At 45.7% G+C, this 13,687-nt stretch carries 12 protein-coding genes; 11 read left to right on the plus strand and 1 reads right to left on the minus strand.

The window, feature by feature from the left end; all coding sequences use genetic code 11:
• Positions 1-11: 11 nt before the first annotated feature.
• The 10 genes from C558_RS0124740 (at position 12) to C558_RS0124785 (ending at position 9,972) form a co-directional block, all read left to right on the plus strand.
• Entirely contained in the window at positions 12-707 is a 696-nt protein-coding gene (locus tag C558_RS0124740; protein ID WP_018758989.1) for a response regulator transcription factor, read from the plus strand.
• On the plus strand, positions 691-1,803 hold the full coding sequence (locus C558_RS0124745; protein ID WP_018758990.1) for a sensor histidine kinase: 1,113 nt from the start codon (positions 691-693) through the stop codon (positions 1,801-1,803). Before C558_RS0124740 ends, C558_RS0124745 begins: the two co-directional genes overlap by 17 nt.
• 66 nt (positions 1,804-1,869) lie before the next feature.
• Positions 1,870-3,411, plus strand: a complete 1,542-nt coding sequence (locus C558_RS0124750; RefSeq protein WP_018758991.1) for a DUF1349 domain-containing protein — start codon at positions 1,870-1,872, stop codon at positions 3,409-3,411.
• 317 nt (positions 3,412-3,728) lie between these two features.
• A complete protein-coding gene (locus tag C558_RS0124755; protein ID WP_018758992.1) occupies positions 3,729-4,796 on the plus strand; it encodes a methionine ABC transporter ATP-binding protein in 1,068 nt (355 codons plus the stop codon).
• 56 nt (positions 4,797-4,852) lie between these two features.
• Positions 4,853-5,473 carry a methionine ABC transporter permease gene (locus C558_RS0124760; RefSeq protein ID WP_245583871.1) on the plus strand — a complete coding sequence of 207 codons (621 nt, stop codon included), beginning with the start codon at positions 4,853-4,855 and terminating at the stop codon, positions 5,471-5,473.
• A gap of 90 nt (positions 5,474-5,563) precedes the next feature.
• Positions 5,564-6,025, plus strand: coding sequence for an S-ribosylhomocysteine lyase (locus tag C558_RS0124765; RefSeq protein WP_018758994.1), 462 nt, complete (start codon positions 5,564-5,566; stop codon positions 6,023-6,025).
• A gap of 6 nt (positions 6,026-6,031) precedes the next feature.
• A complete protein-coding gene (locus tag C558_RS0124770; protein ID WP_018758995.1) occupies positions 6,032-6,802 on the plus strand; it encodes an SDR family NAD(P)-dependent oxidoreductase in 771 nt (256 codons plus the stop codon).
• Positions 6,803-6,841: 39 nt separating this feature from the next.
• Positions 6,842-7,690, plus strand: coding sequence for a MetQ/NlpA family ABC transporter substrate-binding protein (locus tag C558_RS0124775; protein WP_018758996.1), 849 nt, complete (start codon positions 6,842-6,844; stop codon positions 7,688-7,690).
• 11 nt (positions 7,691-7,701) lie between these two features.
• On the plus strand, positions 7,702-8,418 hold the full coding sequence (locus tag C558_RS0124780; RefSeq protein WP_018758997.1) for a 5'-methylthioadenosine/adenosylhomocysteine nucleosidase: 717 nt from the start codon (positions 7,702-7,704) through the stop codon (positions 8,416-8,418).
• Between the two features lie 189 nt (positions 8,419-8,607).
• The gene (locus C558_RS0124785) at positions 8,608-9,972 is read left to right on the plus strand and encodes an alkaline phosphatase (RefSeq protein ID WP_018758998.1); all 1,365 of its coding nucleotides are present in this window, start codon (positions 8,608-8,610) and stop codon (positions 9,970-9,972) included.
• A 184-nt stretch (positions 9,973-10,156) separates the two neighbouring features.
• On the opposite strand, the gene C558_RS0124790 is transcribed toward C558_RS0124785, so the two are convergent.
• The gene (locus C558_RS0124790; RefSeq protein WP_018758999.1) at positions 10,157-12,094 is read right to left on the minus strand and encodes an N-acetylmuramoyl-L-alanine amidase; all 1,938 of its coding nucleotides are present in this window, start codon (positions 12,092-12,094) and stop codon (positions 10,157-10,159) included.
• A gap of 278 nt (positions 12,095-12,372) precedes the next feature.
• On the opposite strand from C558_RS0124790, the gene C558_RS0124795 reads away from it, so the two are divergent.
• Positions 12,373-13,548 (plus strand): DUF4272 domain-containing protein, encoded by a 1,176-nt coding sequence (locus C558_RS0124795; protein WP_018759000.1) that lies wholly within the window; start codon positions 12,373-12,375, stop codon positions 13,546-13,548.
• Positions 13,549-13,687: the final 139 nt, after the last annotated feature.

A 13,687-nucleotide genomic window follows, 5' to 3' on the forward strand; every position in this document is an offset into this window, starting at 1 on the left:
GAGGTGGAGAAATGAGAGTTTTAGTTGTTGAGGATGAAATGTCCTTGCAAAAAGCTTTGTGCAATGGGTTGAAAAAATATGGTTATGCTGTTGATCCGGCAAACGATGGCAAGCAAGCTTTGGAGCTTATCGATATATATCCCTATGATCTGGTTGTGCTCGACCTGAATCTACCTAAAATGAACGGAATGGATGTTCTCAAAGAAGTTCGAAAAACGAATAAGGGGCTTCGGGTGTTGATTTTATCCGCAAGAGCGGAAGTCGAGGACAAAATTTCAGGGCTTGATGCCGGCGCAAATGATTATCTGTCAAAACCCTTTCATTTCAAAGAGCTTGAGGCCCGTATCCGCGCATTGCTCCGCCGGGAGTTTATTCAAAAGGATTCTGTCCATACGCATGAAAATGTTAAGCTCAATACCGCTCTGAAGTGTGTTACTGTGAATGAACAAAAGGTTGAGTTGACAAAGAAGGAATACTCCATACTTGAATACCTCTTTATGAATAAAGACCGAATCGTGAGCGCCGAAGAGCTGATTGAGCATGTTTGGGACAGCGAGGCGGATTTGTTCTCCAACTCTTTCAAGGTACATATCAATTCCTTGAAAAAGAAACTGGCAAAATATATCGGGGATAAGGAACTGATTAACAACACGAGAGGGCTTGGATATTTCATCACAAAGGAGTTTGCTGATGATACTACTACATAAGTTCCCCCTGCGGTTAAGGCTTACCATTTTGACTACGGTTGTTCTGACAACCATCTGTGTACTGCTGACCGCTTCATCTGTTTTTACGGCGCAAAAAATGTACTCGGTACCTGCTGAAGACTATAATTTCAATACTTCACCGTCGAATCTATCTAAGGAGCCACCCGCAACTGATAGAATAAACAATAATTTCACTTACGCCAGCGTCGTTTATATGTTCATTATGATCGTTTTAGGTACGGCCGCCTCTTATTTCGTCACCGGAAAGACGTTAAAACCGGTCGCCGAACTAACCAAGCGTATTGAAACTATTGACGAAAACAAGTTGTTCCAGCGCCTTGAAGGTTTTGACACGAATGACGAAGTCGCAAGGCTCGCAGCGTCCTTTAACCATATGATTTTGAAATTGGAGAAATCATTTAATCATCAAAAACAATTTGCGGCAAATGCCGCCCATGAGCTAAAAACGCCACTTGCCGGTATTATTGCGAATATTGAGGTGTTACAACTGGATAAAAATCCTTCTGTTCAGGAATATAAAGAGGTTTTGGACGATACCCTTACAAACGCCCAGCGGCTGAGTACCCTGGTATATGATTTGCTGAAGATGAATAACGCCATTAATGCTGATATCTGTGAAAGTTTTGATGCGAAAGATATGTTTGAAGATATTATTCTGGCATTATCGGAAAACAGCAAAGTTAAAAATGTCCGCATAAAAACCAATATCTCAGATATTATGCTATTCGGTGAAAAAATGCTTTTGCAAAGGGCTTTCTTGAATCTTGTTCAGAACGCCGTGAAATACAATAAATTGAATGAAGAAGTTGTGGTTACGGCCGCCCAGAATGATGATTTTGTGACTGTCAATATCAAGGATAACGGCATAGGCATTCCTGAGGAGGAATTGGAAAATATCTTCGAGCCATTCTATAGAATTGACGCCTCACGTTCTAGGGAATTGGGAGGCAGTGGGCTTGGGCTTTCCATCGCAAAAACCATCATAGAAAAGCACAACGGAGAAATCTTATTTGAGAGTGAAATGGATGTTTTTACAAAAGTAACAGTTATACTGCCAAAATTAACCGTCATTTAACCTTGCCTAAGTTATCGTGAGTATCAAGGTTATCGGTACAGGATAGCCGGTTAAGGAGGCAAAGCGATGACTTTTAAACAGACAATAAACACAGAGGCCGATGGCTTCGCGAAATTGCTGCGCGCAGAGTGGATTAATTTCCTAAAAAACCGCGGCTTGATGATCGGAATTGTAAGCGCGGTTCTACTCATCATGCTACCCGGTCTGTTCATCTCTGTCACCAGTTCGAACGGAGGTGGCTCTCCCCCTATTCTGGTGGGGCCGGATGGCGAAGCGGTGACCGATAAGTTCTACTTTGTGCATAAGCCGCTGACGGGAGACGGCAGTATCACGGTCCGGCTGACCTCGATGACGGGCCGGATCAAGGAACCTCCACCTAGTGGCACGATCGGGCCTGGCCCCAATCCCGTACCAGGGATGGTACCATGGGCGAAGGCCGGTATCATGATCAAGGACGGTGTTCGCCAGGGTGCGCCGTATGTGGCGGTAATGGTCACCGCCGAGCATGGTGTGCACATGCAGCACAACTTCACCCACGACACGGCTAGTCGGCCGGGTGGCGTTTCGGAGAACTCTCCCCGCTGGCTGCGGCTCACCCGCGAGGGGGATATGCTGATCGGCTACGAGTCCTTTGATGGCAAGCAGTGGATCAAGATCGACACGGTTCAGATGGATCTGCCGGACATAGTGCAGATCGGAATGTTTGCTGCTTCCCCCGGTGACCTCAGGTTCGACGGTGTCGGGTATGCGGCCCGCTTTAGTGAGGTCACTGCCGTCTTCGACCAGGTCAACCTACAAGGCCCATGGAGCCGTGACGATGTGGGTGTCGACATGGAACCCGATGGGAAGACGCCGCATCACCCAGGCGGGGTGGAGGAGTCTGGTAGTCGGTTCACAGTAACGGGAGTTGGTGACATCGCGCCGCAAACTGGAACTAATGGTAACTGGCGTATTGAGCAATTCCTTATTGGTGTGTTATTCGGGCTGATAGCAGTGATTATTGTGGCGGTGCTGTTTGTCATCACCGAAAATCGACGAGGCTTGACTCGCAACACTCAACCTGCGAGTACACGGCAAGACCGGGTGCTGGCAGCGAAGGCTATTGTGCTGGGTACCATCACGTTTGTTGTCGGGCTGGCTGCCGTTATAGTTACAGTTCCACTATGCAGGCAAATCCTGCTCTCAAACGGAATTCAAATACTTCCTGTAACTCTGTTTACCGAGTTGCGTGTAATACTTGGTACCGCTGCACTCCTCGCCGTAGTTGCTATTTTTTCACTCGCCCTCGCTGCCTTATTCCGGCGTAGGATCGTGGCGGTGATTGCCAGTATTGCGGTAGTCGTCCTCCCCTACATCCTTGCAAACGTTCTGCTCCCGGGCGCATCACAGTGGCTGTTAAAACTCACCCCAGCTGCTGGTTTCGCGATCCAGCAGAGCTTAACGGAGTACCCACAGGTAATCGGCGCCTATGTACCGCAGATGGGATATTACCCGTTGACACCATGGGCTGGCTTTGCTGTGCTTTGCGGTTACACTGCGCTGGCTTTCGGTCTGGCCGTCTTCATGCTACAACGTGAACAGATGAGGCAGGTTTTCTCAAGGATATAAAGAATATGTCAGGGTCTAAATGAGGATATCTTGTACAGTCAACCTTTGGACTGGATAGCTAGCAGAAACAATACAGAAGCCGGAACTCCTTAGCGTACGGAAATTCCGGCTTTTTCCTTATAATTGCTTAGCGTACGTTTTCCGCGTTTTGTTAGCGGGACCCCTCAAAGAGAAAACTGTTAGGACAATGCCTTAACATGGTGGCAGGATCCTATTAAAAAATTTTAGTTTCAATTCCGAGTATTCTGATGTACAATGACTGATATAAAAATTATTGGAGATTTCGTACATAGAAGTTTTAGGAAGGGTTGGGCATCATGATCTCTTTATCGAATATTAACGTGACATTTGAATCTAGTTCTCAGACAGTGCCAGCCGTTCAGGATGTCGATCTGCAGGTTGATGCCGGCGACGTATATGGCATAGTAGGCTACAGCGGGGCAGGGAAGAGTACACTGGTTCGCGTCATTAACCTGTTGCAACGACCTACATCAGGAAACGTTGAAGTGAACGGCCAGGATTTACTGGCCTTGCTCCCTAAAGAGCTGCGCGCCGCCAGGAAGAAGATCGGTATGATCTTCCAACATTTTAACCTCATGAATTCCAGAACGATCTATGATAATGTGGATTACCCTCTAAAAAGCTCCAAGCTATCCAAGCGTGAAAGAGCCCAGAAGGTCAATGACTTGCTCGAGCTGGTAGGTTTATCGGAGAAACGGAATGCATACCCCTCTCAATTGTCAGGTGGGCAGAAGCAGCGGGTAGCCATTGCAAGAGCGCTGGCGAATGATCCAGAAATTCTATTATGTGACGAAGCGACCAGTGCGCTGGATCCCAAAACAACGTTATCCATCCTGAAATTATTGAAGAAGTTGAATCAAGACCTCGGCCTGACGATTGTGATTATTACGCATGAAATGCAGGTGGTGAAAGAAATATGCAATAAGGTTGCCGTGATGGAAGCCGGTCGTATCATTGAACAGGGCGATATCGTCTCCATCTTCAGCAGTCCGCAAAATGCGCTAACCCGTGATTTCATCAATACGGCGACACATGTAGAGCAGACGCTGGAGAAGCTCGCGCTCCATCCGTCATTGGTTCATCTGAAGGACAACGATATCTTGTGCAAGATTTCTTATGTTGGCGATAGTACAAGCGAGCCGGTCATTTCGGCGCTTACCGCCCGATATCGCGTGACCACCAATCTGATATTCGCGAATGTGGAAATCTTGCAACAGACGCCGATCGGCAATCTGATCGTTGTCATGTCGGGCGCCGCCAGCGATCTGGAAGCAGCGCTGCAGTATTTGCAATCCATTCAGGTGGCGGTTGAAATGATCGACTCCCGTTATTTGCAGAACAGTAAAGTAGGTGATCCGGTATGAGCGAATTTTTCATGACATATTTCCCGAATATATGGAGTTCAAGAGAGGATATCCTCTTGAGCACCTATGAGACGATTTATATGGTGGCTGTGACCTCGTTATTTTCCGTGCTATTCGGCATTTTGTTTGGAGTTACCTTGGTTGTGGTAGATAAGGGAGGTATTCTGGAGAATAGGCCGATCTATAGTGTCGTGGAAAAAATCATTAACTTGTTCCGATCCATTCCGTTTATTATTCTCATCGCCGTTGTCGTTCCTCTTACCCGTCTTATCGTTGGGACATCGATCGGCATGCATGCCGCTATCGTGCCTTTGGTCATCGGAATCGTACCTTTCTATGCTAGACAGATACAAAATGCGCTGGTAGAAGTGGATCCAGGGATTATTGAAGCGGCGCAATCCATGGGGTCGGGGCCGATTGAGATTATTTTCCGAGTCTATCTCAAGGAGGGCTTGGCAGGGATTATCCGCGCATCTTCGGTTACGATCATTAACCTGATCGGACTGACGACAATGGCGGGTGCCATTGGCTCCGGAGGATTAGGCAGTCTGGCGATAAATAAGGGGTATAACCGATTCCAGACGGATGTCACACTTGTAGCAACGATTTTGATCCTGATTCTGGTGTTTGTGTGCCAATTCATCGGTGATTATTTCACCAAGAAGACAATGCGTTAACATCAGACTTGTAACGGTTAATACAGTATGCTGCCTTCGAGTACGTGCTGAATTAAATATACAATACTATACAAAAAGGACTGAAGAACAATGGCAAAAGTAGAAAGTTTTCAATTGGACCATACGATCGTAAAGGCACCTTATGTCAGAGCGGCAGGGGTCGAGCATGACGAGAAAGGCAGCACCGTGCAAAAATACGACCTGCGCTTCCTGCAACCGAATCAAGATGCGATACCGACAGCTGCGCTTCATACGCTTGAACATCTGTTGGCTACATATATGAGGGATGAGATTCCAGGCATCATCGATATTTCGCCTATGGGATGCAGAACGGGATATTATCTAATTCTCTGGAATGAACGTGATCCGGAAGAGATCGCATCCGCACTAGAGAGAACGTTGAAGCGCATACTCGAAACGACAGTGGTTCCAGCGGTATCCGCGCTAGAATGCGGCAATTACAAGGATCATTCGCTATTTTCGGCTCAAGAATACGCGAAGATTGTACTCGATGCCGGCATTAGCAGAGACCCATTTGAGAGAGTCATGTAATAGACGATGATTACGCTGGATTTATCGCATCTAACGGCGGTTGTCACTGGCGGTAATTCAGGCATCGGACAAGGTATCGTGCAAATATTGCTGCAGAGTGGGGCCAAGGTGATCTCTGCCGATCTCGTCTATACAGATGATTATAAGGATATCGACGGGCGCTTGTCCGAGAGCAGACTGGATTTGTCCCGATCAGAAGATATCTATCGCTGGTCAGATCTCATCCTTGAGGGGTCAGGTGTTCCGGATATCGTCGTGAATTGCGCCGGCATTTCTACGATGGATTATGTGATAGACAGCAAGCTGGAAGATTGGGAAAAGGTATTTTCTATCAATTCAACCGGGCTCTATCTGGTATCTAAAATATTTGCGAAAGCAATGGTCGAGGCCGGGAAGCCTGGGAGAATCATACAGATGGCTTCACAAGCCGGAAAGAACGGTTATCGGGCTATGGGCGGATATTGCGCGTCCAAGCATGCCGTTCTTGGATTAACGAAAGTCATGGCGATTGAATTGGCGCGGCATAACATTCTGGTCAATGCGGTATGTCCAGGTATTGTGGAGACGCCGATGAAGCATCGAGAGCGTATTGAAGGTGGACTCATCCGCGGAATGACCGCAGAAGAGATATACGCAGAGGATTGTTCTCAGGTTCCGCTAGGAAGGACCGCCGAGGTTCAGGACATTGCGAATGTCGTGTTGTTCCTGGCTAGTCCATTATCTTCCTATATGACAGGACAGTCCATTAATGTAACCGGTGGCATGACGATGCATTAGGGCAATGATTTTTTATTGAATCGAGGGGGGCGAAAGCATATGAATATAAAAAAATTATGGGGCGGATTAGCGCTTGGATTAACATTGACACTGGTGATTGCAGGCTGTGGAAGCAAATCATCGGGCGACGGCGAGAAAATCGTCATTGGTTCCATGGGCTCTGATGCCCAGATTTGGAAGCATATCGCGCAGTCTCAGGCGGCCAAGGATGCCAAGCTCAATATTGAAGTCAAGGAGATCGATGGGGGCGTCGTGACGAATAACGCTACCAAAGAGGGAGAGGTTGACGTGAACGCCTTCCAATCCTGGGGTTACTTGGTCAGCTACAATAAAGAAAGCAATGCCAATCTTGTAGCGGTAGCGACCACGTATCTTGAGCCGATGGGGATTTATTCTCAGAAGATCAAGAATATCAATGATGTGCCGGACGGTGCACTCGTCGCTTTGGCAGATAATCCGGCAAATACAGCCAGAGGATTAAAACTGTTGCAAGCATCCGGACTCATCAAGTTAAAGGACGGTTTCAATGAGGGAACAGGTTCGGTGAACGATATCGCTGAGAATCCCAAAAATCTAAAATTCAAGTTGATCGACGATACGACCGGGCCTCGAGTGATTCAAGATGTGGATCTAGTATTGATCGGTAATACGATCGCGATGGAAGGCGGACTGAACGTATTGAAGAACTCCTTATTCCATGAGGAAGTTTCTGTCGATACCAAAAGCAGCATCAACGTGCTTGTGACCAGCTCTGATAAAAAGGACAATCCTGGCATCTTGAAATTAGGCGAATTATATCATAACGAAGATACGCAAAAATATATCGAACAAGAATTCGGCGGCACGAAAGTACCAGTCAGTAAGCCGGTTTCATTCCTGGAAGAATAGCGAGGCATATTATGAGAATTGCAATTATCACTGCCATGGAAGAGGAAATGGCTCCATTTCGTAGTGAATCACGAATTACGTCAAGATCGCAGGTGGGCAAGGTCATCGTTGAAGAAGCGATCTACCGGGATAGACCTCTGATTCTGGTAGAGAGCGGCATCGGCAAAGTCAATGCAGCCGTTGCGGTTACGCTGCTCATTGAACGGTATCAACCGGATTTGATCATCAATGCTGGATCATCGGGTGCCTTTGCCGAAGGATTAAAGGTGGGTGACGTCGTTGTCGCTACACAGTACAGATATGGCGATGTCGATGCGACCTGCTTTGGATATGAGCATGGTCAGGTTCCACAAATGCCGGCGAAATACGATCTGAACAGTGACTGGGTGGATGTAGCGAGACAAGCTGCTGCCGAAGCAGAGCTGCCGTATGCCCTAGATTTCGGATTAGTACTGACGCTGGATTCCTTCATGAGTGAATCCGAGCGAGTGGAATGGATTAAATCGACTTTTCCTACCGTCAAGGTATCAGACATGGAAGGGCTCGCGATTGTACAAGCTGCTGCCCAATATGGCATTCCAGTGATAGCTGTCAAAGCAGTATCAGATATTACCGGCCATGGCGCAGATTCGGCCGACAGCTTCGATAATAATCTAGATGACGTTGCGAAGCATGCCGCGCATTTTACAGAGTTGCTAGTTCAGCAGATCCAGTCGATCGCCGTGTAGCTATATAAAATAATTCTGAACCGTAAGCGGTATGTCTTGATAAGACGTGCTGCTTGCGGTTTTTTGGCGAATAATCAATTTGTAACTTAGCTACTTAAGTATTTACAATCGCTTTACTCTCTGATGATATTCTCCTAATAATGGTATTCTATTATCATTTTAAAGCGTTAACTACTAAGGAGGGTATTTATGTTTAAGAAAATCTCTAAAAAAGTAATTCCTTTCGCTGTCGTGTCATCACTGGCGATTACAGCTTTGGTATCGGGTGCTGCACCGAGTTCAGCAGATTCTAAAAAAGTAGAAGATAAAAAGGTTAAAAACGTTATTTTCCTTATCGGTGATGGCATGGGGCTATCCTATACGTCTGCTTATCGTTATATGAAAGATGACCCTAAGACACCGATCAAAGAAAAAACAGAATTCGATAAATATTTCGTGGGAACACAAATGACTTATCCTGAGGACGAGCATCAGAATATTACCGATTCCGCATCTGCTGCAACGGCTATGTCCGCAGGTGTAAAAACGTACAATGCTGCAATCGCTGTTGATAATGATTTCACAGAAGTTAAAACGGTTCTAGAAGCAGCAAAAGAAAACGGCAAGTCTACCGGATTGGTAGCTACATCTGAAATCACACATGCGACACCTGCCGCTTACGGAGCACATGATGTTAATCGCAAGAATATGGATGCCATTGCAGATGATTACTTCGATGAACTCGTTAATAAGAAACATAAAATTGATGTCATGCTGGGTGGCGGTTTGAACAATTTTGTACGTAAGGACAGAAATCTAACAGAAGAATTCAAAAAAGCCGGATACAGCTATGTGACAGATCGTGAAAGCTTGCTCAAGGATACGAATAACCAAATCCTTGGATTATTCGCACCTGGTGGATTGGATAAAATGATTGACCGCAACGAAAAGACCCCTTCACTACAAGAGATGACGAAAGCAGCCATTCAACGTCTTAGCACAAATAAAAACGGATTTTTCTTGATGGTAGAAGGCAGCCAAATCGATTGGGCAGGACATGATAATGATGTAGTCGCATCCATGAGCGAGATGGCCGATTTCGAGAAGGCATTTAAAGAAGCGATTGATTTTGCCAAGAAAGATGGGAATACGTTAGTTGTTGCGACGGCTGACCATTCAACCGGCGGATTCTCGATTGGCGCCAATGGCATCTACAATTTTGATGTAGCTCCGATTAAAGCTGCTAAACGCACGCCAGATTTCATGGCAGCAGAAATTCTTGCCGGTGCAACAGTTGAAGAAACATTGAAAAAATATATTGATTTACAACTGACAGATGAAGAAATCAAATCCGTTAAAGATGCAGCGGCTACCAAAGATCAAACGAAGACTGACAATGCGATCGAAGCTATCTTTAATACACGTTCCAATACAGGCTGGACGACTGGCGGCCATACCGGAGAAGATGTGCCGGTCTATGCTTTTGGGCCTGGTAAAGAGAAATTCGCTGGACTTATTGATAACACGGATAATGCAAAAATCATTTTCAATATCATTGAAGGAAAAAACAAGTGACCTGTTCATTTAAGTGATAATTATACTTAGACTTATATTACGAAGCGGATCTTTCCAACTTAGTTGGTAGACCGCTTCGTTTTTCATTCTTCACAATCTTATCGACCACTCAAAATTGTCGTACTTCAATCAGCAAAAAAGAGGCTATCCCAAATGACAGCCTCTTGAAATCCTGATGCATAGTTTAATCGTCATTCTCTTCTTCGTTCATCGACCGCATCCGTACCTTCTCAACATCTGAGGCTTTCACAAAGGCGAAGCGGTGGTTGAAGAATATTCGGTAGAACTCTTCTTTGCCCTTGACCAGTTTACTGGTCGCATATGGGTCATTTGTGAATACCGGAGCATCGTAATAATCGCTTTTGTCTTTTTCCACGGCAATATAAGATTGTCCCTGAGAAATGGTGTACTGAAGCGGGATCAACACATTCGGCGTGATATCCGAAGGATAAGCCGCTTCTTCTGGATAAGCTGCTCCATAGACCGCAATGGATACGGTACCGGCTTTCGGCGTGACTAACATTCCCTTGCCTGAAACCGCATTCATTCCTTGCGGGTTATAGAACCAGGCTTTCTGTCCTCCGAACCAGATTGCAGTCCAATCTCCCTGCTTGTCGGCAAGTGCGAAGGTCTGCCCTACGGTAGCTTTGGCGCCTACGCTGAAACCGTCTTTCTTATTTTGTGCGACAAGGGCAGGATCATCAATCAGTTCAGCGTTAAAGTCAGGCTCTTTATATAAATAAACGAAGTTAGACGGCTGAGCAGGAGCATCATTGATATCTGGTTGATTGGTCTTAAAGTCAGGTTTGATTGTCACAATATCTTTGGACCCATGCTTCGAGCGGATCGGTGCTCCAACCAACTCCATGTAGTGCTCCCAATCCCAGAATGGACCGGGATCCTGATGCATAACCTTTTGACGCGCCGGAGTTAGACCCGGTATTTCATTATGACCGATAATGTGGGCCCGATCGAGCGGAATATCGTATTTCTCTGCCAGATAACGAACCAATGCAGCTGAAGAACGGTAAAGTCTTTCTGTGAACCAGGTTGCTCCTTCCATAGCAAAGCCTTCATGTTCCAAGCCGATGGAATGCATATTGAAATACCAGTTGCCTGCATGCCATGCTACATTCTTGTTCTTGACCATTTGCGTAATCTGTCCGTCGGAGGAACGGATAACATAGTGGGCGCTGACGTAAGAGTCCGGATTGGTAAATATATTGAGCGTATCCTGATAGGTTTCTTCGGTATCATGAATAACAATATAACGGATATCAGGACCAAATTTAGGACGGTCGGCAAGATCGTAATTGGAATAGTCCGAAGGATCATCCCCGTTCTGCTGATAGGCTGCAGGAATAAAATTGCAATGGAGATTACGAGGGCACTCGGCGGCTTCGGGCTTCGTTGGGCGAAGATGCATTTTTTTCACGGAATCAGGGTTAGGCTTTATTTCTTTGGATGGCAGACTGAGCTGTTGTCCTTCCGAGGTTTGCCGCGATATTCCCTGCTGAATCGTATCAAATACATTATTGGCAAACTCCAAGGCGGACTCTGACTCTTGAGAACCACTGTATTCGGCAACAGCACCATACCAGTCGGCTTCCGACGCAGGAAGTTCACCGAGTGTTTCTTGCGCGTACTTCGCTAGTAATGCTGCGCCTCCCCGAATGTTGCTCACAGGATCCCGCTTCAATAATTCCGGATCGACGTTCAATAGCTGGGCCGCCTCCGACAAGGTATGAAGGCTCGGATCGTTCAACAAAGCCGTTGTTGTATCCCCATCGCCGGTTCCCTTATAGTCTTCGTTATTCTGTTGCGTATAGTCGGTCAAATGCATAACACCGTATCCCCCTGCAGTACTGGGCTCACCATGATGATGCTCCCACCTGGAAAGGTTGTAGGAGACGGACATTAAAATGCTCACTGGCACGCCAAACTCATTTGCCGCGGATTCGAAGGCTTCCTGCAATGAATTCGTCTGGTCTTGCTCCGCATAGACAGAAGGCACGGACTTGAAAGAAACAGGATCTCCAGGTGTGAATCCGGCAGCCACCAGTAAGGCGACTGCAAGAGCGAACGACAGCTTGTTCCATTGGATTGTTCGAAGCAGTTTCAATATTTTCCCTCCCGAATAATAATGATGATGATGATGACTCCGATTGATTTCGCACCTCCATTTTTAATATATTTTTATGAAATTAAAACATGAACAAAATTTAAAAATCGAAATATTATTTCATCGGACATTTGAATCGGAGTTAGATGTACTCTAGCAGGTGTTAAGGAGTAGTCCTTTGATTGTTGCAGTTTCATAGATGTTTATATAGACTGGTATCAGTTGGATGAACATTTTCTATCAAAAATGCTTGTAAGGTAAAATGGGAGGAACTAGTTTTGAATCATTTCACGATATTTGCATCGAGGAACGACATTGACGATATTGAAACGAAGATACTAGACGTTTTTGTTAAGGGCTTTGACGTTAAGGTTAACGAGAATGAATATTTTATCAAGTCCAAGACGTTGTTCAACAAACACAAAATCACGATCAGAGTCGCAACTGAAGAAACAAGTCCCGAGTATTTCTCGCGAAATATTCCAGGAATGATGGGGTTTTATGATCGGATTCCTTTTGAAGACGAGCATCTTAAAGGGTTAGTGATGACACAAATATCGATCTTAAACACGATGGTTGCCATCGAATCGGAGAAGGAAATGAATGACGGGCTGATGCAACTCTTTACGAAGCTGCTATTAGAGATTGGCGGGATCGGCTTTTTGCCTAACGGAATTTTACTTGATCAAGAAGGACAAGTTATTGTTTATCCTGACGGCAGTTCAGGTTCGGCTGACTTCAGACCTCATGCCGCTACAAGCAAAGTGCTGGGGCCAGAGATCACATCTGAGGAAGGCGAACAACGGAAAGACAGGAGTATAGCTTATTTACATGAAAGGGGTATTCCGTATATTACCTGGATGCCTCAGCTGCCACCATTAGCAGAATGTCAATTTAAAACTCAGGAAGTGATAGCAAAAAGAGCTGTCGCCTTATTAATCGTGATCCAATACGCTTGTGATGTGGCTCAATCCCTGGATATCCATGAGTCCAAAAACTTCTTTATAGGCATGCTGCAAAAATATGGCGTTGAAGATGATTTGACTGAGAATGAAAGAAGATTTTTGCACGATGATGAACCGGATGTGCAGGACGCAGTCAATCTTGCCTGGCAATATGAAGCATATTGGACGCTTATTTGGGCATTGGGTCTTATAGATACACTTGAATTCCCTGACCAGGTATGCGACTGTGATCATGCGATTCAAATCGTCTCCAACTGCGAATCGTTCGAACAGTTCTATCAGACAACGACGATGCGCGGCAGACAAGAAATTTTGGATGAGGCAGATAAAATGTATAGACTTCATTGGGCATGTGTAAATAGCAGGATTAAAGGAGAAGAAGCTCCTGTAGGCATGCAAGAAAGTATCGTGATAGAGCGACGTAGGGGACTGTTCTGGATGATCGGCCATCGGGATGAACAATGGGACGAAATTTCGATGGACACCTAGAATCAAGATCACAACATATCTATTAGGCGGACAATCAAAAGCTAACGCGCTAGGATAGCCCTGAAAGACATTTCATTCCACGTAAAATGCGGCTTATTTATTTTATGTCCTCAAGTTCTTGTCATTTTTATTCGACAGG

The sequence above is a fragment of the Paenibacillus terrigena DSM 21567 genome (assembly GCF_000374845.1).
GTDB classification, from domain to species: domain Bacteria; phylum Bacillota; class Bacilli; order Paenibacillales; family Paenibacillaceae; genus Paenibacillus_K; species Paenibacillus_K terrigena.